Below are 20,934 nucleotides of genomic sequence, written 5' to 3' on the forward strand. Positions count from 1 at the left end.
CTTTACTCTGGCTTGATGTGGAAGATGCGCTCGGCATTTCCGTGCGCGATCTTGGCGCGATCCTCGTTCGACAGGGGCGCGGTGCGCATGAAATCGGCCGCAGGCTCCATCGGCTGATAGGGATAGTCGATGGCCCAGAGGATGTTGTCCACGCCGATGCGCTGGATGCAGTAGTCCAGCGCCAGTGGGTCCTCGACGCCACTCGTCGTGAAGACGAAATTGCGCTTGAAGTATTCTTCCATCGTCAATTCGGTGCGCGGCGCGCGGTTGGCAGCCTGCGCGCGACTGTTCATGTAGGTCAGGCGCCATATCCAGAACGGCAGCGCCTCGCCCATGTGGCCGATGCAGATCTTCAGCTTGGGGAAGCGGTCGAACAGTCCGCTCGTCATCATCCGCACGGCGTGGGTGCCCACTTCCATGCCGTAGCCCCACATCGCAGAGTCCATGCCGTAGTGCTGCAACGGCCCTTTGAAGCCGTAGGAGGCGGCGCGGGGATGGATGTAGATGCACCGGTCCAGCGCCTCGGCGGCTTCGAGCACCGGCCAGAACTTGGGATCGTCGAGATATTCGTCGTTGGTGTGCGAGTTGACGATGAAGCCGTTGAGGCCAAGCTCTGTAATCGCCCGCTCCATTTCCCGTGCCGCGCGCTTGGGCGAATGGGGTGCAAAGCTGGCGAGGCCGGCAAAGCGCGTGGGATGACGCTGGCAGATATCGGCAAGCCGGTCGTTGGCGATGGTGGCAAGCTCGGTCGCGGTATCTGCGTCGAACATCTGCACGCCGGGCGCGGTCAGCGACAGCAGGTGCATGTCGATGCCAAGTTCATCCATCTGCCTGAGGCGGCGATCTTCCACATCGAGCAGGCCCTCGAGAAAATTCATTCCGTCGTAGCCCTTGCCATCGGGGCTGTCATAGACACCGGCAACGAGTGGGCGGTCGAGGCTGAGCGTCGGGCTGCGCGAGACGTCACGGAGCGCGGCCGCCACTTCCGGCACCGAGAACGCCTCTTCGGTGGCAATGAGTCTGAGCTTCGTCATCTGACCTGTTCTCTCCCGGATCGGGCGACCAGATTCGGCTCGCCCCAATCGTACCATGACGATGGTTCGCGCCACACGCCCCCGCAACCCTGCAAAAGGCCGGTGTGCACCGTGTGACATGCAAGGGCCGTCCGTCGATGTCTGTCAGAAGGGAACCGGCGTCTCGACGCGCCGCTCGACACCCGGACTGGCGCCTAGACGATCGCGTGTTGCGCTGCTTCCGGATTGCGCAGGCCGAGTTCTGTTTCCATGATCTGGCGCATGGCGAATTTCTGGGCCTTGCCGGTCACGGTCATCTCGAACTTCTCGACGACGCGAATGTGACGGGGCACCTTGTAATGCGCGATCCGGCCACGGCAATGCGCCAGTATGTGTTCGTGCGTCAGATCGCTGCCGCTCTTGGGAATGATCCAGGCGCAGACTTCCTCGCCAAACCTGGCATCGGCCACGCCGAACACTTGTGCGTCCTGCACCGCAGGATGGGTCAGCAGGAATTCCTCGATCTCGCGCGGGTAGATGTTTTCGCCCCCGCGGATGATCATGTCCTTGATCCGACCGGTGATGCGCACATACCCGCGCTCGTCCATCGTCGCGAGGTCGCCCGAATGCATCCAGCCATCGCTGTCGATCGCCTCTGCCGTCCTGGCGGCATCATCCCAATAGCCGAGCATGACCGCATAGCCGCGCGAGCAGTATTCGCCCTGTTCGCCGGTCGGCAGTGTCTCACCGTCCAGCCCGACGATCTTTGCCTCGGCATGGGGGTGGACCCGTCCGACCGTGCCGACCCTCTCGGCCAGCGGATCGTCCGTGGCGGTTTGCGTGGTCAGCGGGCTTGTCTCGGTCATGCCGTAGCCGATGGTGACCTCGGTCATGTTCAGCCGGTCCATGACCTGCTGCATCGTGGTGACGGGGCACGGCGAGCCCGCCATGATCCCTGTCCGCAGGGTCGAGACGTCGTAATCGTCAAGATCGGGCCGCGCCAGCATCGTGATGAACATCGTCGGCACGCCATAGAGCGCGGTGCAGCCTTCGGCCTGCACGGCCTCGAGCGTTGCCTGCGGATCGAATGCCTCGCCCGGATAGACCATTGCCGCGCCGCTCGTCAGCGCAGCAAGGTTGCCCAGGACCATGCCGAAGCAGTGATAGAGCGGCACCGGGATGCAGATGCGGTCGCGCACGCCGATCCGGATCGTGCGGGCGGTGAAATGGCCGTTGTTGAGGATGTTGCGGTGAGTGAGCGTGGCGCCCTTGGGAAACCCGGTCGTGCCGCTGGTGAACTGGATGTTGATGCCGTCGTCGGGAGCAAGCGATGCCGCTGCGGCAGCGAGCCGGTCGTCATCGACGGAGGCGCGACAATCGAACCATGCCGCAAAGCCATCGTGCCGTTCGCTGCCGAGCACGATGACATGCTGCAGCATCGGCAGCTTTTCACGTCCCAGTTCGCGCAGCATTGCGACATAGTCGCTTGTCTTGAACCGGGCGGCGGTGACCAGCACCGTGCAGCCGACCTTGTTGAGCGCATATTCAACCTCGCTGGTGCGATAGGCCGGATTTATCGTGACCAGAATGGCACCGATCCGCGCCGTGGCAAACTGCAGTACGGTCCACTCTGCGCAGTTGGGCGACCAGATGCCGACGCGGTCGCCCTTGCGCACGCCGCGATCGAGCAGGCCGGTGGCGATCCGATCGACTTCGCCATCCAATTCGCTCCATGTCCAGCGGATCTGCTGGTGAAGCGATGCCAGCGCAAGCTCATCGCCCCATTGCTGCGCAGCATCGCGCAGGGCCTGGCCGATGGTCTTGTCGAGCAGAGGCTCGTTCACCGCGCCTCGCGCGTAGGAAAGCTGCGTCATCGCTTGATATTCACCACTTGCGTCTGCGTATATTCCGCCAGGCCTTCAGACGATTGCTCCACACCCAGCCCGGACTGCTTGAAACCTGCCATCGGGATATGCGGCCCGATCGCGATGTGCTGGTTCACCCAAACCTGCCCGCTTTCGATCCGCGCCGCAATATCCGCCGCGCGCCCGACGTCATTGGACCAGACCGAACCACCAAGACCGTATTCCGAGGTGTTGGCGCGCGCGATGACGTCCTCGACATCCTCGACATCCTCGACATCCTCGACATCGTCGAACGTCGGGGACCGCTCCCGGTTGCGGGTTTGATTACCTCTGCGATCAGCAGCTTGTAGTCAGGCATCATCCTCTCCCGGCTGCTCATCCGGCAGCCTTGTCATGCGGTTTTCAAAACTTTGCGCCGACGCTCACGCCATAAGTGCGCGGATTGCCGACGTGGTTGTAATCGAAGCCAAAGCCCGCCAGCAGATCGACCCGCGAGGTAAAGTAGAACTTGTTGGACAGGTTCTTGCCCCAGACCGAGGCATTGAACCGGCCATCGGCGCTCTCCCAGTCTATATGGCCGCCGACAATGGCGTACGAAGTCTGCCGCAGGCGAGGTACGTTGAGCACCTCGAAGAACTGGCTGGTCTGGTAAGCGATATCGGGATGGAGCGAGATCTTGCCCATGTCGTCGTCAACCAGCGTGAGGTCGATCGTCGTGTTGAAGGTGAAGCTTGGCGCGTTCGACAGGCGGTTGCCGGACACATCCACCCCGCTGACGGTTCCGCGCTGGATCTTGGTTGCAAGGACACCCATCCCGGTGTGAAGGGTCAGGCGATCGCCCGCCCGCACCGTCAGCTCGGCTTCGCCGCCGTAGATGCGCGACTTGGGTATGTTCAGCAGGGTCTGCGCCGCCGTTGCCGGATCGACGTTGATGAACTGCTGGTTACGATAGTCGTAGTAGAACCCGGCGAGATTCAGCGTGACCTTGCGATCAAGGAACTGGGTCTTGGCACCAAGCTCGTACGAGGTGACCTTCTCGGCCTTGGCAACAGACAGCTCTGACGGATCGAAGAAGGCCTGCGCGTTGAAGCTCGGCGCGCGATAACCCTTGCTGACGCTGGCGTAGAGCAGGTTGCCGCCCGCCAGCTTGTAGTCGAACCCGATCTTGCCGGAGATATTGTCCTGCGAATATTCCAGCGCGGACAGCGGGATGAGGTTGACGATCAGCGAACCGTCAACGCCCAGCGCATCGGACTGGAAACCGGTCTGCTTTCCGGTATCGTGCGTGTAGCGCAATCCGCCGCGCACGGTGAAGGCATCAGTCAGCGCGTATTTGACGTCGGAATAGACGGCAAAGCTCTTCTTCAACTGGTCAAAGCGGTTGCGGAACAGGCAGGCGAGCGGCAGGCCCACCGCGCAGTCGTTGGCGGTAATGCCGGGCAGACCGTCTGAATCAAGGTCCTTGCCGATCTCGAAGGTCGTCTCGTTGTAGACCTTCTCGCGGTGGAAATAGGCGCCGAGGATGAAGTCGAACGGACCGCCGGTATCGCTGGTCAGGCGCAAGTCCTGCGCGAACTGGGTGGCGCGGTCGGTATAGGGGATTTCGAGCAGTTCGCTCGCGGTGCCGTCGGTGTCCTCGTAAAAGAACAGGTTGCCCTTGTCCCACGCGGTGATGCTGGTGATGGCCAGCGTGTCCGAGACGTCGACCGTGCCGGTCAATGCCACCGAATAGGTGCGCGCCTTGCGTTTCGTATCGAGGTTGGATGCAATCTCGCGGCGTTCGAGGCCCGGCCGGTTCACCGCCTCGGGCTGGGCATAGATCCCGTAGTTCTGCGGGTTTTGATAGCTCGTCGAGGCGCGCAGCACGAAGCGTACGCCTTCCGACGGTTCGACGTTCAGCGTGGCGCGGACTGCGTATTCATCGGTGGAAGCAAGGTCCGGCTTGCCCGGCACCACGTTCTTGAACCAGCCATCCGCGCGCGAGTAAGTGCCGGCAACGCGCAAGGCTGCCTTCTCGCCAAGCGGCACGTTGATCGCGCCATTCAGATCGACGCGATCGTAATTGCCGTAGCCTGCATTGACGTAGCCGCTGGTCTCGCCCAGCTTTGCCGTGCTGGCGATGATGTTGACCGCGCCGCCGGTGGTGTTCTTTCCATAAAGCGTACCCTGCGGCCCGCGCAGCACTTCGACCCGCTCCAGATCGTACATGGCAACGCCAAGGAAGGCGAAGTTGCCCTTGTAGACTTCGTCGTAATAGGTCGCGACCGGGCTCGACTGGTTGAGGCTGTAGTCCGACATGGACACGCCGCGCAACGCGAAGATCGGCGTGTTGTCACCCACGATCGACGTCAGCTGCAGGTTGGCGACCTTGGTGACGAGGCTGTCGACGCTGCTGACGCGCGCCTTGGCCAGAGTGTCGCCGCTGATCGCCGATACCGAGATCGGCACCGACTGCAGGCTTTCGGAGCGCTTGGTAGCGGTGACGACGATCTCGCCATCAGGCACCGCTGCTTCGGTCTGCGCATCCTGCGCAAGTGCCGGAGCGGCCTGGAGAAGTGTTGCGATGGCTACCCCAGCCAGCGCGGTTCCACGGAAAAGACGTTCCCTCATCATTGCCTCCCATTCAGGGCTGGTGTGCGCGTGTTCTGTCCTGCGTAAAGCCTTCGACCAGTCGCGCTCTCATTCCGGCGCGTTCAAGGCGAAGGGGATTTCGGCGCAACTGCCCGATTTCGTCCGGCGTATAAGGACGGAAATCGGTGGGCATGTGCTCCGGATCGAAAGTGTAGAGTGTCCAGTTGACGAGATTTGCCAGCCGGGTGTCGTCAAGATCGACGGTCGAAACACCGGGCACGCGCGCGAGAAACTCACGCCCGCCCGGAACCGCAAGAAACCGCGCGACCATGTTCTTCATCGGCGGGTTCGAACGATCGTCGCCGCTGCCGTCGGGGCGGTGGCAGCCCTGGCACTTCAACATGTAATCGACGCGTGCTTGCGCCACGTTCGCAACGCCGCGCATCTGCGGTTCGCTCGCCCGGACTCCGGCGCCAGCCGCCAATGCGGCAAGCAGCGCGGCAAGCCCGGGCGCGATGTGCTTCATTTCCCGCCTGCCGCAGCATGAAGCTTGGCAACCTCGCCCGCGGTCATGGCTGACCCTGCCGCACGGTGGGTTGCGATTTCGCCGGGCGTGAAAGGCCTGAACGCAGGTCCGGTCTTCGCAATCTGCGTGCCGACGTGGTTGAGCACGGCGGCCGTGCCTGCATCGTCCAGCACTTGCGCAGGCATGACGCCGCGATAGGCCTTGCCTTCGACCGTGATCGGCCCGGCGAGGCCCCGGATCACGGCCAGCGCAATGTAACGCCGCCCGGCAGGCTTGGTGGCCAGCGTACGGAAATCAGCCGCCAGTGGAGGATAGGCACCGGGCACGCCCGCGCCGGTCTTGGTATGGCAAGCCGCGCAGCGCGCGAACAGCGCGGCCCCATCTGGCGCTGCGCTTGCCGGCAACGTGACAGCTCCCAGCGCCATGGCAGAAAGCAGAGCTGCGAGTGCCTTCATTTGGGCACATCCAGCGCGACGCCGACGATGACGGCGGTCGAGCAGTTGTAGACGCTGCTCTCGGTCCCGAGGCACCAGTTGTAATCGTTGTTCGATTGCGGGCGCACTTGCGGGCGATCGCCTTCATTGCGGTTGCACAGGCACTGTCCACACGACGAGGTGCCGCAACAGTCGTTGTAGCTGATCACGTAGGCGCGATTGTCGGCAGGGTTCGTGCAGGTTCCGATCCAGGTGATCGGCGACATTTCCGTTCCCGGCGGACAGGTGCTGACCGAGCCGCCGCAGCACGAACACAGGAACCCGTCGATCGCGCAATAGCGCCAGTAATCGCAACTGGTCTGGTCACCGGGGTCCTGCAGGTTGCCCGAGGACAGCGGCGCGTGCGTCCCGCCGCCTCCGCCGTGCGGGGAACCGCTCGCCGCGCGCGCCACGGGCAGGACCGGAATGGCCGCCGCCCCGGTAATCGCAGCACCAAGCCATGCCAGCGTGCTGCGACGCGAGGTGCGACGCGCGACCCCTCGCGAAAGGCGCTCGGTCCACTTGTCGAAACCGGCCATGGCTCAGGCCTCCTTCTGGCGGCGGGAGAGAAAGTCCTGGATCGAGGCGACGCCGCGCTCCTTGGCTTCGAACAAGCTTTCGAGATGCTCGCGGCTGTTGACGAGGCCAAGCGAGGCGACCCGGCCCTGTTCGTCGAGCAGAACCGCATAGGGCAGCTTGGATACGCCGAAGGCCCGGCCTAGCGCTTCTGAAAGCACCATGGGAACGCCGCCGAGGCCATGCTGCCGCACAAGATCGCGGTATTCCGACTTCGATCCGTCGCCTGCGATCACGATGTCGAGCCAATCCGCTTCTGCGCCGCTGGCCGAGCGCACGACCGGCAACAGGGACTTGCATACAGGGCAGTCCGGTGAGGCGAAGAACAGCAGCTGGCTGCGTCCTTCGCGCTTGCCGCCGATCTCGATCGGGGCGCCATCGATCGTGGCGACAGTCATCGGACTGGCAACCTCGCCGACGTTGACCTTCTGGTGCAGCGTGAGGGCACCTGCCGGCGCAATGCGTTCATGCAGGATGCCGACCTGCCGCGCGAGAGCCGCGATGAGCAAGGCCTGCACGATGACCGCGGTCCACAACAGGATCTGGGATGTCAGCATCACGATTTCCTCCAGCGAGGATGGGGAATGGCCAGAAGTTCCGACCCGGCGAGGTAGAGCGCCAGCAGACCGGCGGCCGCGAACGGCGTTTCGATTTCAAATGTGGCAAGGGGCAAGGCACCGGCGACGAGCGCCAGAACCGCCAGCGCTGAGGGCCGGGCGATCAGCATGCCGCCGACCGCCTTTTCGCGGGCAACCAGATCGCACCCGCAATCCAGCACGCGTCCGCGCTTGCGCAGCAAGGCCAACGCGTAACCCGCCCATAGCAGGGCTGCGAGCAGACCGCCGGTCAGATGCGTCGCCGGAACGAGCAGGCATGCGGCAGCGACGAGTTCGATCGTTCCTGCCACAATCAGCGCGAGTATCCCTTGCCCGCGCATGCCCGTCAGCACGCCGGCGACTTGCGCCAGCCGTACGTGCGCCAAGGCCTTGTGCAAGGCCGAGGAGGCCAGCAGCAGGGCGAGAAAGAGGGTGAGCGCACTCATTTCAAGGCACCGTGATCAGGATGGGATTGGCGCCGCCCGCTGTCCCGAGCGTGCGCACGAAGGCCCCGCTGCCCGCATCATGGACGTCGATCACGCCGTCTCCGCGCGCCACGATCAGGTGGGGCGTTGGCTCGCGGGTCACGCCGATCGCGGTTGCGGTCGCTCTCAGGGGGATGCGGGCCACGCGCACCTTGGTCGCCGGGTCCACAACCCATACTTCGCTGCCGCCATCCTTGTGGCTGCCTTCGCGGCCATTGGGGCTCATCAGAACGTAGAGTTTGCCCGCGCCATCGGCGGCAATGACCTGCCAGCCGCCCGGACGCCACTCGGGCGCACCGCCTTCTGCCGTGCCGACGTTGAACGTGCCCGGCATGGCCCTGGCGACATCGCCTGAAAAGTCGAAGCCCTGAACTTGTCCGTGATAGCTGACGAACCAGGCCTTCTGGCCGGTCCACGCCGGCGTACCGAACAGGGGCTGGTTGTCGATGTCGTGGACGCCCTCGATCGTTTTCGAGGAGGTGACCCGTCCGTCCGGTCCCAGTGCGACCGAGAGCATCGCGCCATCGGCACAGAAGCTGGTGAACCCGCGCGCGCCGGTCGGATAGAGCTGCGCGCAGCCCGGCAAATCGACTTCGGCAATGACCTTGCGCGCATCCAGATCGAGCACGCTGACAGATTGCGCCGGAGTGAAGTTGGCGACCAGCGCCCACTTGCCGCCATTGGTGAACTGGAACAGCTGGGGATAGGTCACCGATTGCTGGCGCTTGCCGCCCGGCATCACGATTTCGCCCTTGGGCTGGAGCGTGGCCATATCCCACAATGTGACCGCATCGGTGCGTTCACCACGTGTCAGGCGCGAATAGAATGTCTCGGACGTCAGGATTTCACCCCGGCTCGGCGAAGCCAGCATGTTGGCGAACTGCGCCGCGCGAACCATGCCCCGCACCGGACGGTCCGGCGAAGCCGTATCGACGATCATGACGCGCCCATCGACGATGGCGTTGAAGTGGAAATCGTGGATCAGCACCCATGATGCCGGATATTGGGCCGGAAGTTTGAGCACGGCCGGGATCGGCTCTTCGGCCAGCGGCGTGGGGAACGGGACCTTTGCCGCCGGAGCAGCGGCGAGCGCCGCACCGGTGGTGGTCAGGGCCAGGGCCAGCGCGAAAAACCTCATGCGACGAACTCCCATGCAGCCCGGCGATGGTGTGCCGTTTGCAGGCCCATAGTCTCAAACCAGCAACAAAACTGTCAAGTGACCTAAATTTGTCAGGTGACAGATTTTGAAAGGCACTCTATCCTGTGATCTCGTAGAGGCAGAAAGCGCGATGAAGCAGCAAGATAACGTGCCGCACTATGTGACGGACATGGTCTTTTCCGAGCGGGAGGGCGGCTATGCCAAGGGCAACGAGACCCGCGAACTGATCTTGCGAACTGCGCTCTCGATCCTGATCGAGGAGGGATACCGCGCCATGTCGATGCGCCGAGTCGCCGCGGCCTGCGACATGAAGTTCGGCAACCTCACCTACCATTATCGCAGCCGGGAAGACCTTGTGCGCGAGCTGATGGAAGCGGTCATCCGGAGTTACGAGCTGGAGTTCGTATCGATCATGCACATGCCGGGTGTTCCGGCTGAGGAGCGTCTGCGCCGCGTGTGCATGCTGGTGCTTGACGACATCCGCTCGAAGAAGACGACGCGCTTTTTTCCGGAACTGTGGGCACTGTCGAACCACGATCCGTTCGTGCTGGAACGCGTGCAGGACCTCTACGTGCGCGCCCGAGCGCCGTTGCTGGAAATCGTCACCGAAATGCGCCCCGACCTGCCGGAATCCGAACGCGAACTCGTCGCCCTGTTCATCTCAGCTTCGATGGAAGGCATGACCATCTTTGCCGGTCACGAAAAGCCGTTCGAAAAGCGCATGCCCGAAATCGAGCACCTTGCGGTCCTGTCCTTCTGCAATCTGGTCAAGACGCTGAAACCAGGCGAATTGGCGCAAAGGCTTTAGCGTCAGGACCCGATCAAGGCACCAACCAACGCTTTGCACCCCACCCAAGCGGCGCAGATGTGACCCGAAAGGGCTTGGCCGTCAGCCTTCTCAAGCCGGGTGTGCACGCAATCGAACAAGTTTTGGCGGTGGGAAGTCGACCGGGTTCCAACCTTCTCTGGCACATACGCCATTGGTTATATTGTCCTATAGGTATTTTTCGAACGGCGTTAAGGGCCAAAACTATACCCATCTCTAAAGTCTCACCTATGCTGCACCTGCATCCATCTCGCTCCCATAATGGCGCTCGCCGTTGATCTTCACCAACACCTCGTCGAGGTGCCAGCGCCAATGTCTGAAACCGCGTATCCGGCTCACCCGTTGGCGCCGGATCTCTTAATCGCGCATCGATCCAAAACGATTCCACCAAAACCGTACCGTCCCGTGACAAACGTCAATCCCACGCTCGAACAGCAGGTCCTCCACATTGCGCAACGATAATGGGAACCGCACATACATCATAACCGCCAGGCGGATAATCTCGGGCGAAGAGTTAAAGTACGGGTTCGCGGATCTGCTCATAAAGCCGACTTACCGCCCTAAGAGTCTGACTCAAAAGTCCATTTAGGCTTTGGAAAGTCTAGCAATTCTGCAGTTAGCATACGGATTGAGGCGACGATAGCCCATGCGGTTGAGCTTTCGATGGACCGCTCCCAATCTTTGGCGAGGCGGCGGCAACGGCCGAGCCATGCGAAGGTGCGCTCGACGACCCAGCGGCGAGGCAATAACTCGAAGCCCTTTGCCGTGTCGGAGCGCTTGATGATTTCCAATGACCAGTCGCCTTGCTTACGCAGAGCGTCCCTTAGCTTGTCTCCGGCAGAACCGCCATCGGCGAAGAGATGGCGCAGCCACGGGAACCGGGTACGGATGGCCTTGAGCACATCGACGGCACCGTCTCGGTCCTGGATATCGGCAGCATGGACGAGGATAAAGATCAGGAACCCACAGGTGTCGGTGACGATATGCCGCTTGCGCCCCTTTACCTTCTTGCCCGCATCATAGCCGGAAATCCCGCCGCCTTCGGTGGTTTTGACCGATTGGTTGTCGATCACACCGGCGCTTGGGCTGGCCTCGCGTCCCAGTTGTTCACGAGCCGTCATCACCAGCAAATGGTTGATCGTGTAAGCAGGCCGCTGCTGCGCCAAGCATAGAAGTAGCGCTGTACAGTCGAGAGTGGTGGGAAATCCTTGGGCAGCATTCGCCACTGGCAACCGCTTGTCCCGACATACAGGATCGCGTTCAACACCTCCCGCAGATCTGTCGAACGAGGTCGCCCGCCCCGCCTTGCTGGTGGAAACAGCGCCTCAATCAAAGCCCACTCTTCATCACGCAAATCGCTTGGATAGCGCAGCCCGGCACGGCTATGCTGCTGGCGGGTTATATCGGTTCACATCCTGTCCTCCGAGGTCTATGCAAACCCCCGGAATCAAAGATGTGACAATGCGTCAAACGCAATCGATTGATATCACACAACTACTTTTGAGGACGGGCTCTAACCGTCGGCCGGCCATTTTGCTCTGACAACGCCTTCCGCATTGACAGTCAGTCAGACGTACGACATACCGGCGGCGTGTTGAGGAGACTGAACGTGACTGGTTGGCAATATCGCAAGGGCGTGCATGATCTCGGAGCCGGCACTTATGCCTATTTGCAACCCGATGGGAGCTGGGGCTGGAGCAACGCCGGTCTGGTTTCGGATTCCGGACAGTCGCTTCTGGTCGATACGCTGTTCGACCTGCGGCTGACGGGCGAAATGCTCGACGCGCTGCGCGATGCCGTTCCGGCCGCCGCCCGGATCGACACGCTTGTCAACACGCACTCCGACGCTGACCACATTTACGGTAACCAGCTGCTCAAAGGGGCGCGCATCATCATGTCCGATGCGGGCGCCGAGGAATTCTTTAAGGTACAGCCCAGCCTGATCCACGAAATCGTGACCAACCCCGAACGGTTCGGGCAGGGCGGGGAATACCTGCGTGAAAAGATGGGCCCGCACCTGTTCGATTTTTCGCAGATTGTCCTTACTCCGCCGACCGAGACCTTTGCGCTCGAAAGCGAGATCATGGTCGGCAACAAGAAGGTGGTGATGCGCAACGTGGGGCCCGCGCACACGGCTGGCGACGTGGTGGTGCACGTGCCCGATGATGGCGTCGTATATACCGGAGACCTGTTGTTCGTTGGCGGCCATCCTGCGGTTTGGGACGGCGACGTGGAAGGCTGGATCCGGGCGTGCGATTATATCCTGTCGCTGAACGCGACGGCGATCGTGCCCGGGCACGGGCCGGTCACGGACAACCAGGGCGTGATGCGTTTTCGCGATTACCTGCAGATGTTGCTGACGGAAACCAGGCGCCGCTTCGATGCGGGTGTCCCGCTGGAGGATGCGGCACTAGAAATGGCGCTGATGCAGGAATTCGCCGACTGGCATCTGCCCGAGCGGATCGCAGGCAGCGTCAATTTCCTCTATGGCAAGCTCGGCAGCCCCGAAGCGACCGATAATATCGTCGAGACCTTCGCCAAGCTGGCGCGCAATGCAAAGCGCAGCGCGGCTGCCCGCCACGACCCGCGCCACGAACACTGCTGCCACTGACGCGAAAGGTCATCCCGCCATGCGCTTTGTCAGCTATCGGCATCGAGGCCGAGCCAGCTATGGCGTGCAACACGCTGATGGTTTCGTCGTCGACCTGCCACGGGTCGGCGCCGATGTGGGCAAGGCGCCGCCGGCAAGCCTGCAGGGTCTGATCGAGTGCGGCGGGGACGGGCTTGATCTCGCCGCCGGCGCCCGCGCCGCTGCGCCGCCGCACGCGCGGCTCGCATCGGAAGAGATCGAGTTACTTGCGCCGCTGCCGCAACCGGTGCGATTGCGCGACGCAAGCCTATTCCTCGAGCATATGGAAGCCAGCCTCGGCAAGATCGGCAAGTCTCTCGATCCGGCATTCCGCGCCCAGCCGATCTTCTACAACGCCAATCATCTGGTCATGCATGGGCCGGACAGCGACATCTTCTGGCCGGCCGAATCGACCTGGATGGACTACGAACTGGAAATCGCGTGTGTCATCGGCCGGGCTGGCAGCCGGGTCTCGCCCGAAGAGGCGCGGCGGCACATCTTCGGCTTCACCATCTTCAACGACTGGTCGGCCCGGGATCTGCAACTTGGCTTCATGGCCGCGGGTCTCGGCCCCTCGGGGGGCAAGGACTTCGCCAGTTCGCTAGGTCCCTGCGTCGTCACGTTGGATGAGCTGGGCGATCCGTACGATCTGACCATGACGGCGCGGGTAAACGGGGTGGAATGGTCGCGCGGCAGTACGGCATCGATGTTCCACAGCTGGGAGGACGCCATCGCGGCATGGAGCCGGCTTTCCCCGCTTGTCCCGGGTGAGGTCATCGGCTCCGGCACGGTACTTGGGGGGTGCGGGTTCGAGCTTGATCGCCGCCTGTCAGATGGGGACGTGGTCGAACTCGATATCGAGGGCATCGGCACGTTGCGCAACCGGGTTGTGGTCGCCCCTGCGGATGCGGCGCGGTAATCCCCTTGCCTTGATCTTTGTCCCAATCTGGGGTTGGGTTCCCGCGCATCCGGTTTCGGCATGCAACAACCCTGACCCAAGGACCGAGATCGAATGGCTGCTCCCAAAGGGGATTCCCGCGAACGACTTCTGAACAGCGCCGAAAAGCTTTTTTCCGAACGCGGTTTCGAAGGCACGTCCACGCGCGACATCGTCAGCCTTTCGGGCGATACCCTTGGCACGTTGAGCTACCATTTCGGCAACAAGGAAGTCCTGTTTGCCGAAGTGGTGCGGCGTCGTTTCGACGAACTGGGCGAGGTGCGCCGCCAGATGTACCGCGAATTGCGTAAAAAGGCCGGCGGCAAGCCGCTTTCGCTGGCGGAAACGGTCACGGCGATTGTCTATCCCTTCGTGCGGCAGGCAATGTGCGGCGGGCCGATGTGGGAGAGCTACACCGCACTGGTCGGCCGGCTGATGTACATTCACAGCGAGCAGCACGTCCGCCTCGTAGGGGAGTTGTCCGATCCTATCGGCAGGGAAATGCTTGGCTGGATCCGCGAGGCCATGCCCACGGCCGATCCGGTAGACCAGGCCTATGCGTTCCAGTTCATCATCGGCTGCATGATCGACAGCGTTTCGCGCAGCATGAATGCGCGGACGGTCCGCCTGTCACAAGGTGCTTGCAAGCCGTTCGATTTCGAAGCCGTCAGCCAGCGCGTGCTGCGCTTCTGCATTGCCGGTGCAGAAGCGCTGATGGCCAAGGATTAAGCCGCACCCCCGCATTTCCGTGGGCTTCCACAGGGCGACTTGACAGTCAGTCAGACGAACGACATACTTATGGTCGCAAGCGAAGGCGGGTAGAGAAGTGCGTTCGACGCTCATCGGCCTTCGCCACACGATAACCATCTGGAGGGGGTATCCGACTATGACACGCAAGTCCTATTTCATGCAGTGCGCGCTTTTGGCCGGTGGACTGTGGGCTATGCCCGCGCTGGCCCAGACCGCCGCCGAGGCTGCCGATGCGCGCGCAGCCACGGACGCGGCCAGCACCGGGGACATCGTCGTGACGGCGGAGCGTCGTTCGCAGAGCATCCAGCGCGTGCCCGTCTCGGTGACAGCGCTCGATGCGCGCGAACTGGCGCGGGTGGGACTCAACAACGCGACCGATGTAACCAGCCGCGTGCCCAGCCTCCGCTTCGCCACGCTAGGCGGCTCGTTCGTGGCGTACAACATCCGCGGCGTATCGCAGAACGACTTTACCGATCACCTCGAACCGCCGATCGCGCTCTACGTCGATGACAGCTATCTCAGCACGCCCTCGCAGACCAGCCTGCCGGTGTTCGACATGCAGCGCGTGGAAGTGCTGCGCGGCCCGCAGGGCACGCTGTTCGGGCGCAATGCCACCGGCGGTCTGATCCACTTTGTCAGTAACCAGCCGACAAAGGACACCCAGGGGTACGTCGATGTCACCTTGACCGACGAGCTCAGCGGCAAGCTGGAGGCGGCAGTCGGCGGTTCGATCACCGACAATATCCAGGGCCGCGTTGCCGTGACGATGCTCAGCCGCGAAGGCTACGTGACCAACAGCGGGCCCGATGGCGGCAAGCTGGGGTCGGAACACTATGTGGCCGCGCGCACGATCCTGGCGATGCAGCCCACCGACACGACCAATATCAACCTCAACTTCCGCTACTACAAGAACTTCGACCAGACCGGATCGCCGGTCACCTTCCGCCCGACGGTGGTAGACGGCCAGGGGCTGGGGCGCTTCGTCGGCGCCGATGAAAATCCCTATGGCACCTGCAATGGCTGCGCGGCGCCGTTCTACGCGGGCTACCTGCAGAAGAACATCTATGATGGGGGCTTCAGCACCAAGGGGAACTTCGGTCGCGAGGTCTACGCGGGGACGCTCAAGATCGAGCAGGAACTGGGCTTTGCCAAGCTGATCGCGATTTCCGACTATCAGCACCTGACCAAGGACTGGTTCGAGGATACCGACGGCACGCCGGCCGACATCGTTCGCGACGTTCACGACCAGCAGCTGGAACAGTTCACGCAGGAATTGCGCCTGACCCAAGAGTCGGGTGCCTTCCGCTGGAACCTTGGCGGATACTACTATCACCAGAAGTCCGACACGGTGAACAACTACACGTTGTTTGCCGGCGTGTTCGACCCCATCGGCACCGCGCATATTCGCTCGCGCAGCCTCGCTGTCTACGCGCAGGGTGATTACGACCTGACGCCTGCGCTGACGGTGACGGTGGGCGCGCGCTATACCAACGACAAGCGCAATATCGATTTCACGCTGTCCGACAGCGGCGTTCCGCTGCCGCCGTTCAAGTTCAACACCTCGACCTACCCCGATCTGGCGCACCAGTCGGACAATCTATATTCCTACCGCGCAGCCGTGCAGTGGAAGCCGGACAGCCGCACGATGCTGTTCGCCAGCTTCAACCGCGGCACGAAGGGTGGCAACTTTGCGCTGCCGTTCTTCCTGCCGGCCGCGCCGGGCATCATCGCCTTCAAGCCCGAAGTCCTCTATTCGTATGAAGTCGGTGAGAAGTGGACATCGAGCGACGGCGTGTTCCGCGTGAACGCCACGGCGTTCTACTATGATTACAAGAACTACCAGGCCTATATCTTCGCGGCCGATCCAGGCTTCAATCCCGTGGGCACCATTCGCAACCTGCCGGCCAAGGCAAAGGGCATCGAACTGGAACTGACTGCCAGACCGGTCACCGGGTTGACGCTGGGCGCCAACCTCGTCGGTATGGACTCCAAGATCCGTGGCGTTGTCCTGCCCAATGGCGATGTCGTGGACCGCAAGCTTCCTCAGGCGCCTTCGTTCTCCGGCAACGGCATGATCCGCTATGAATTCCCCGTGCTGGGCGACAAGGTGGCAGCGATTCAGGGCAACGTGGTGTGGCAGGGCAAGATGTCCTTCACCGCGATTTCCGCGCCCGACGAACGCGAAGGCGCATGGCAGTCAGGGGACCTGCGCATCAGCCTCGGCTCGCAGTCCGGTTCGTGGGAAGCCGCGATCTTCGCCAAGAACATCTGGAACAATCATCACCGCATCTGGGCTTACGACCTGAGCACCTTCGGGACGGCTGCGCAGATCTATGCCCGCCCGCGGTCGGTCGGCGTGTCCTTCCGCCACAACTTCAACTGAAGCATACTACTCTCCCGGAGCCGCGAACATGGGTGTCGAAATGAACCAACTGGAACAGGCGTGGATGGACTTGGAGCACAAGCGTCTCGCCACGCTCGACCCTGCTGAAAAGGCGGCCATTGCAGAGGCCCAAGGTCCGATCGAGGAGCAGATACTGGCAAGCGCTTCGCCAGTGAACGCGCAACCCGGCCCGTTTCCGACCACCACCCGAACCGGGGTGCAGCCCCGGATCCTGGTGGTCGGCGGCGGGGTCGGGGGAGTGTGCTTCGGCGTCCGGCTGCGCCAGCAGGGCTATACAGACTTCACAATCCTCGAAAAAAGCGACGACGTGGGCGGCACCTGGCACCACAACACCTATCCGGGTGTTGCCTGCGACGTTGCATCCTATTTTTACAGCTACACCTTCCGCCCCAACCCGCGCTGGACGCGGATGTTCGCGCCGGGAAGCGAGATCAAGCAATACCTCAACGACATTGTCGACGAATTCGGCCTGCGGGAGCGGGTGCGGCTGGGCGCGGAGGTCGCCTCCTGCACCTGGCGCGACGGGGCATGGCAGGTCGTGCTGGCCAGCGGTGAGGAACTGGTCGCCGACATCCTGCTGCTGGCGGCGGGTTTTCTCCACCTGCCCAAGGTTCCGAGCTTCGAAGGGCAGGAGAACTTTGCCGGCAAGATCATGCACAGCACGCAATGGCCTGCCGGTGCCGACGCGGGTGGTCAGCGCGTGGGCGTGGTCGGAACCGGTTCGACCTCGGTCCAGATCGTCTCCACGCTGTCCGAGACGGCAGAGCACATTTCGGTCTTCCAGCGCACGCCGCAGTGGGTATTCCCGGCTGAGAACGACTTCTATTCGCCGCGCCGGCAGGACATGCTCGCCCGCAGCCCGGCGTTGGTGCGCGGGCTCTACGATTACTACATGCACCTTTATAACGATGGCTTCGGCCGCGGCGCGGTGGGGGACATGGAGGCGCAGAAGCCGTTTGCGGATGCCTGCAACGCCAACCTCGCCTCGATCGCGGACCCCGAACTGCGGCGTAAGCTGACGCCTGACTATCCGGCATTCTGCAAGCGGCTGGTGTTCTCCGGCGGCTTCTACAAGGCGCTGCAGAAGGACAACGCATCGCTCGTCACCGACGCCATCGTCCGGTTCGAGCGCGACGGCATCCGCACCGCCGACGGCACGCTGCACGAACTGGACGTGGTCGTGCTGGCCACCGGGTTCGAGGCCATGGCCTATTTCCGCAAGCTCAACATCTCGGTCGAAGGCGGGCCATCGGTAACCGAGGCGTGGAAGATGGGCGCGCGTTCGTTCGACACCGTGGCCATGGCGGGGTTCCCCAACCTGTTCTTCGTGGGCGGGCCATATTCGACGGTGGGCAACCTCTCGGTCATGTCCGCGTTCGAGATCCAGTCCGCGCATATCATGAAGCTGATGGAAAAGGCGCAGCTCGCGGGCCACAAAGCCATCACCCCGCGCAAAGACCGGGAAGACGCGTTCCTTGCGCGCATGCGCGAAGCCGAAGGCAAGACCGCCTGGCTGCAGGGGTGCCAGAGCTGGTATCTCGACGAGCACGGGCATGTTGCCATCTGGACCTCCACGCCTGACGAGTTCATCGCATATCTCGGCCGCGAGCCGGATCTTGCCGAATACGACGTGGTGGCCTGAACCGGTCGCCGAGGAGAGAGCAACGGGGCGGGGCGGACCGGTTGTCCGGCCCGCCCTTTCTGCGTCAGGCGGAAATGCCGCCGTCCACGGCGACCTCCGCCCCGGTGATATAGCGGGCATCGTTCGACGCGAGGAACGCGGAAATCCGGGCCACGTCCTCCGGCTGGCCGCGCCGGTGCCCCAGCGGGATCATCGCCTCGAGCGCGGAGAGCATGGCCGGGTCATTGCTGCGCAGCATGGCCGTGTCGATTGCGCCGGGGTGGATCGAATTCACGCGGATGCCAAAGCCGGCAAGGTCGGCGCTGGCGCATTTGGTCATGCCCCGGATCGCCCATTTCGACGCAGAATAGGCGAACATGCCAGGATAGCCGCGAAGGCCGGCCCCCGAACTGATGTTGACGATCGCCCCGCCGCCGCCTGCCTGCATCGCCGGCGCAACCGCCTGCATTCCCAGGAACGCCCCCAGTTGATTGACCGCGAAATGACGTTCCATGTCCTGCGCGGTCGTTTCCATCATTCCGCGCGGCAGATAGTATCCCGCGTTGTTCACCAGCACGTCCACGCGCCCAAAGCGGTCCACGGCGACCGCCACGACCCGCGCCCAATCCTCTGCCGAGGTCACGTCCATGCGCAGGGTTAGCGTGCCGTCATTCCCGGCAGGCTCCGCGCCAGCCGCCAGGTCCGTGAGCACCAGCAGCGCGCCCTGTGCGGCATATTCGTGCGCTTGGGCTTGGCCCATCCCGCCTTGCGCACCCGTGATGATGGCAACCTTGCCTTGCAGTTTTCCCATCCCTGTCCTCTCCTGCAGTCGAGGTCACCGCCTTGACTGTCAGTCATACGTACGACATACTTGGGTGGCTATCAAGTGCACGGCCGCAAGGGCTGGCGTGGCGGAACAATGCATTGGGAGTGGATATGCTGCGTATGAATGGCAGGGTTGCCCTGGTAACCGGTGCGGCTGGCGGGATCGGAACCGCCATTGCCCGCAAGTTGCGCGCCGAAGGCGCATCGGTGGTGCTGGTTGACTGTGATGAAGATGCCCTTGCGGCACTTGCTGCGGAGCTGGGCGATGCGGTGGCCGTGGCCGGTGACGTAACCTCGCCCGATCTGAATGCGCGTGCGGTCGAAACCGCGCTCGCCCGCTTCGGCAAGCTGGATGCCGCCGCGCTCAACGCCGGGATCGAGGGGCCTGCGGGGCCGATCGGCACCATGGCTGTTGAGGACTTCGACCAGGTGATGAACGTGAACGTGCGCGGCGTCTTCCTCGGGCTGTCCAGCGTGATGCCCTCGATGAGCGCAAACGGCGGCTCCATCGTTCTTACCTCGTCCACGCTCGGCTTCACCAGTTCCCCGGGCATCAGCCCTTATGTCGCCAGCAAGCATGCAGTGATGGGGCTGATGCGCACGGCCGCGCTCGAAGGTGCCGAACGCAATATCCGCGTCAACGCGATCAACCCTGGCCCCGTGGAGACACGGATGGTCCGGGCCGTCGGCGCGGCCGTCAGCCCGGCTGATCCGCAGGCCTTCCGCACCGCGCTGACCGGCATGGTGCCGATGAAGCGGTACGGGCAGCCCGAAGAAGTCGCCAATTTCGTCTGCTTCCTCCTGAGCGACGAGGCCAGCTATTGCAGCGGCGGGTTCCACACCATCGATGGCGCCTACACGGCGGCGTGAACGGCAATTGCAGGAAGGGATTGGCAAATGGGACGCATGGACGGACGGGTGGCGCTGGTAACGGGCGCTGCCGGGGGCATCGGCAGTGCGGTGGCGCACAAGTTGTCTGCCGAAGGGGCCGGGCTGGTTCTGGTCGACCGTGATGAAGCGGCGCTGGCGGCACTTGCTGCCGAACTGCCGGGAGCACAGGCGGTGGTCGGCGATGTCACCACGCCCGAACTCTACGAGCGCGCGGTCAATGCCGCGCTTGCATCCTTCGGTAAGCTCAATGCCGCCGCGCTCAACGCCGGGGTCGAGGGGGCGCCGGGCCGGATCGGCGAATTGCCGGTCGAGGAATTCGACCGCGTGATGAACGTCAACGTGCGCGGCATTTTCCTGGGCCTGTCGCGGGTCATGCCGGCGATGAGCGCAAACGGCGGCTCCATCGTCCTCACATCATCCACCTTCGGGATCACGGCCACGCCCAATTTCAGCCCCTATGTCGCCAGCAAGCACGCGGTGATGGGCCTGATGCGGACCGCCGCGCTCGAAGGCGCAGAGCGCAATATCCGCGTCAACACGATCAATCCCGGGCCGATCGATACGCGCATGGTCCGCGATCTCGAGCAGGCCGTGAGCCCCGGCGATCCATTGGCCTTTCGCAATGCCTTGACCGGGATGGTCCCGCTGAAGCGTTATGGCCAGCCGGCCGAGGTGGCCAACCTCGTCTGCTTCCTGCTCAGCGATGAAGCCAGCTATTGCACCGGCGGGTTCCACACCGTCGACGGCGCCTATACGACGCTATGATCACCCCGGCTGACGCACACCC

At 63.1% G+C, this 20,934-nt stretch carries 20 protein-coding genes and 1 pseudogene; 8 read left to right on the forward strand and 13 right to left on the reverse strand.

The genetic code is table 11. The features are described 5' to 3' along the window. Positions 1-2: 2 nt before the first annotated feature. From AC2A04_RS15015 to AC2A04_RS15060, 10 genes are all read right to left on the reverse strand, one after another. Positions 3-1,034 carry an amidohydrolase family protein gene (locus AC2A04_RS15015; RefSeq protein WP_484213170.1) on the reverse strand — a complete coding sequence of 344 codons (1,032 nt, stop codon included), beginning with the start codon at positions 1,032-1,034 and terminating at the stop codon, positions 3-5. A 194-nt stretch (positions 1,035-1,228) separates the two neighbouring features. Next, on the reverse strand, positions 1,229-2,887 hold the full coding sequence (locus AC2A04_RS15020; RefSeq protein WP_484213171.1) for an AMP-binding protein: 1,659 nt from the start codon (positions 2,885-2,887) through the stop codon (positions 1,229-1,231). Beyond that, positions 2,884-3,123, reverse strand: a complete 240-nt coding sequence (locus AC2A04_RS15025) for an aldehyde dehydrogenase family protein (RefSeq protein ID WP_484213204.1) — start codon at positions 3,121-3,123, stop codon at positions 2,884-2,886. The genes AC2A04_RS15020 and AC2A04_RS15025 overlap by 4 nt, the downstream gene beginning before the upstream one ends. Positions 3,124-3,280: 157 nt before the next feature. After that, positions 3,281-5,488, reverse strand: a complete 2,208-nt coding sequence (locus AC2A04_RS15030; protein ID WP_484213172.1) for a TonB-dependent receptor — start codon at positions 5,486-5,488, stop codon at positions 3,281-3,283. 13 nt (positions 5,489-5,501) lie between these two features. Next, complete coding sequence (locus AC2A04_RS15035; protein WP_484213173.1) at positions 5,502-5,975, reverse strand: cytochrome C; 474 nt, start codon at positions 5,973-5,975, stop codon at positions 5,502-5,504. Then, positions 5,972-6,430 (reverse strand): c-type cytochrome, encoded by a 459-nt coding sequence (locus AC2A04_RS15040; protein WP_484213174.1) that lies wholly within the window; start codon positions 6,428-6,430, stop codon positions 5,972-5,974. Before AC2A04_RS15040 ends, AC2A04_RS15035 begins: the two co-directional genes overlap by 4 nt. After that, positions 6,427-6,987 (reverse strand): methylamine dehydrogenase light chain, encoded by a 561-nt coding sequence (locus tag AC2A04_RS15045; RefSeq protein WP_484213175.1) that lies wholly within the window; start codon positions 6,985-6,987, stop codon positions 6,427-6,429. Before AC2A04_RS15045 ends, AC2A04_RS15040 begins: the two co-directional genes overlap by 4 nt. Before the next feature lie 3 nt (positions 6,988-6,990). After that, complete coding sequence (locus tag AC2A04_RS15050; protein WP_484213205.1) at positions 6,991-7,581, reverse strand: thioredoxin fold domain-containing protein; 591 nt, start codon at positions 7,579-7,581, stop codon at positions 6,991-6,993. Beyond that, positions 7,581-8,066 (reverse strand): MauE/DoxX family redox-associated membrane protein, encoded by a 486-nt coding sequence (locus AC2A04_RS15055; RefSeq protein WP_484213176.1) that lies wholly within the window; start codon positions 8,064-8,066, stop codon positions 7,581-7,583. Before AC2A04_RS15055 ends, AC2A04_RS15050 begins: the two co-directional genes overlap by 1 nt. Position 8,067: 1 nt before the next feature. Then, positions 8,068-9,243, reverse strand: a complete 1,176-nt coding sequence (locus AC2A04_RS15060; RefSeq protein WP_484213177.1) for an amine dehydrogenase large subunit — start codon at positions 9,241-9,243, stop codon at positions 8,068-8,070. 151 nt (positions 9,244-9,394) lie between these two features. Here AC2A04_RS15060 and AC2A04_RS15065 point away from each other — a divergent pair, with 151 nt between their 5' ends. Then, positions 9,395-10,072: a TetR/AcrR family transcriptional regulator gene (locus AC2A04_RS15065; RefSeq protein WP_484213178.1), complete on the forward strand. Its 678-nt coding sequence runs from the start codon at positions 9,395-9,397 to the stop codon at positions 10,070-10,072. Between the two features lie 276 nt (positions 10,073-10,348). On the opposite strand, the pseudogene AC2A04_RS15070 reads toward AC2A04_RS15065, so the two are convergent. Further along, positions 10,349-10,633 (reverse strand): annotated as a pseudogene (locus AC2A04_RS15070) (IS6 family transposase); the annotation flags it as partial. A 17-nt stretch (positions 10,634-10,650) separates the two neighbouring features. Beyond that, positions 10,651-11,492, reverse strand: a protein-coding gene (locus AC2A04_RS15075; RefSeq protein ID WP_484213206.1) for an IS5 family transposase whose coding sequence is annotated in 2 segments (ribosomal slippage) — positions 10,651-11,237 and positions 11,237-11,492 — 843 coding nt in all. Because the reading frame shifts where the segments join, the coding sequence is not laid out codon by codon here. Between the two features lie 207 nt (positions 11,493-11,699). Between AC2A04_RS15075 and AC2A04_RS15080 the strand changes: the two genes are divergently transcribed. The 5 genes from AC2A04_RS15080 (at position 11,700) to AC2A04_RS15100 (ending at position 18,452) form a co-directional block, all read left to right on the forward strand. Next, on the forward strand, positions 11,700-12,701 hold the full coding sequence (locus tag AC2A04_RS15080; RefSeq protein WP_484213179.1) for an MBL fold metallo-hydrolase: 1,002 nt from the start codon (positions 11,700-11,702) through the stop codon (positions 12,699-12,701). Between the two features lie 64 nt (positions 12,702-12,765). Beyond that, positions 12,766-13,638 carry a fumarylacetoacetate hydrolase family protein gene (locus AC2A04_RS15085; protein WP_484213180.1) on the forward strand — a complete coding sequence of 291 codons (873 nt, stop codon included), beginning with the start codon at positions 12,766-12,768 and terminating at the stop codon, positions 13,636-13,638. Positions 13,639-13,731: 93 nt separating this feature from the next. Then, positions 13,732-14,385 carry a TetR/AcrR family transcriptional regulator gene (locus AC2A04_RS15090; RefSeq protein ID WP_484213181.1) on the forward strand — a complete coding sequence of 218 codons (654 nt, stop codon included), beginning with the start codon at positions 13,732-13,734 and terminating at the stop codon, positions 14,383-14,385. A 157-nt stretch (positions 14,386-14,542) separates the two neighbouring features. Next, positions 14,543-16,789, forward strand: coding sequence for a TonB-dependent receptor (locus tag AC2A04_RS15095; RefSeq protein WP_484213182.1), 2,247 nt, complete (start codon positions 14,543-14,545; stop codon positions 16,787-16,789). Between the two features lie 28 nt (positions 16,790-16,817). Further along, the gene (locus AC2A04_RS15100; protein ID WP_484213183.1) at positions 16,818-18,452 is read left to right on the forward strand and encodes a flavin-containing monooxygenase; all 1,635 of its coding nucleotides are present in this window, start codon (positions 16,818-16,820) and stop codon (positions 18,450-18,452) included. 64 nt (positions 18,453-18,516) lie between these two features. Here AC2A04_RS15100 and AC2A04_RS15105 read toward each other — a convergent pair whose 3' ends face one another. After that, positions 18,517-19,242, reverse strand: coding sequence for an SDR family NAD(P)-dependent oxidoreductase (locus AC2A04_RS15105; RefSeq protein WP_484213184.1), 726 nt, complete (start codon positions 19,240-19,242; stop codon positions 18,517-18,519). A 125-nt stretch (positions 19,243-19,367) separates the two neighbouring features. Here AC2A04_RS15105 and AC2A04_RS15110 point away from each other — a divergent pair, with 125 nt between their 5' ends. Together AC2A04_RS15110 and AC2A04_RS15115 are read left to right on the forward strand one after the other, a co-directional pair. Beyond that, positions 19,368-20,126: an SDR family NAD(P)-dependent oxidoreductase gene (locus AC2A04_RS15110; RefSeq protein WP_484213185.1), complete on the forward strand. Its 759-nt coding sequence runs from the start codon at positions 19,368-19,370 to the stop codon at positions 20,124-20,126. Between the two features lie 27 nt (positions 20,127-20,153). Then, complete coding sequence (locus AC2A04_RS15115) at positions 20,154-20,912, forward strand: SDR family NAD(P)-dependent oxidoreductase (RefSeq protein ID WP_484213186.1); 759 nt, start codon at positions 20,154-20,156, stop codon at positions 20,910-20,912. The last annotated feature ends 22 nt before the right edge of the window (positions 20,913-20,934 follow it).

The sequence above is a fragment of the Novosphingobium sp. HNCC26DJ243 genome (assembly GCF_057180545.1).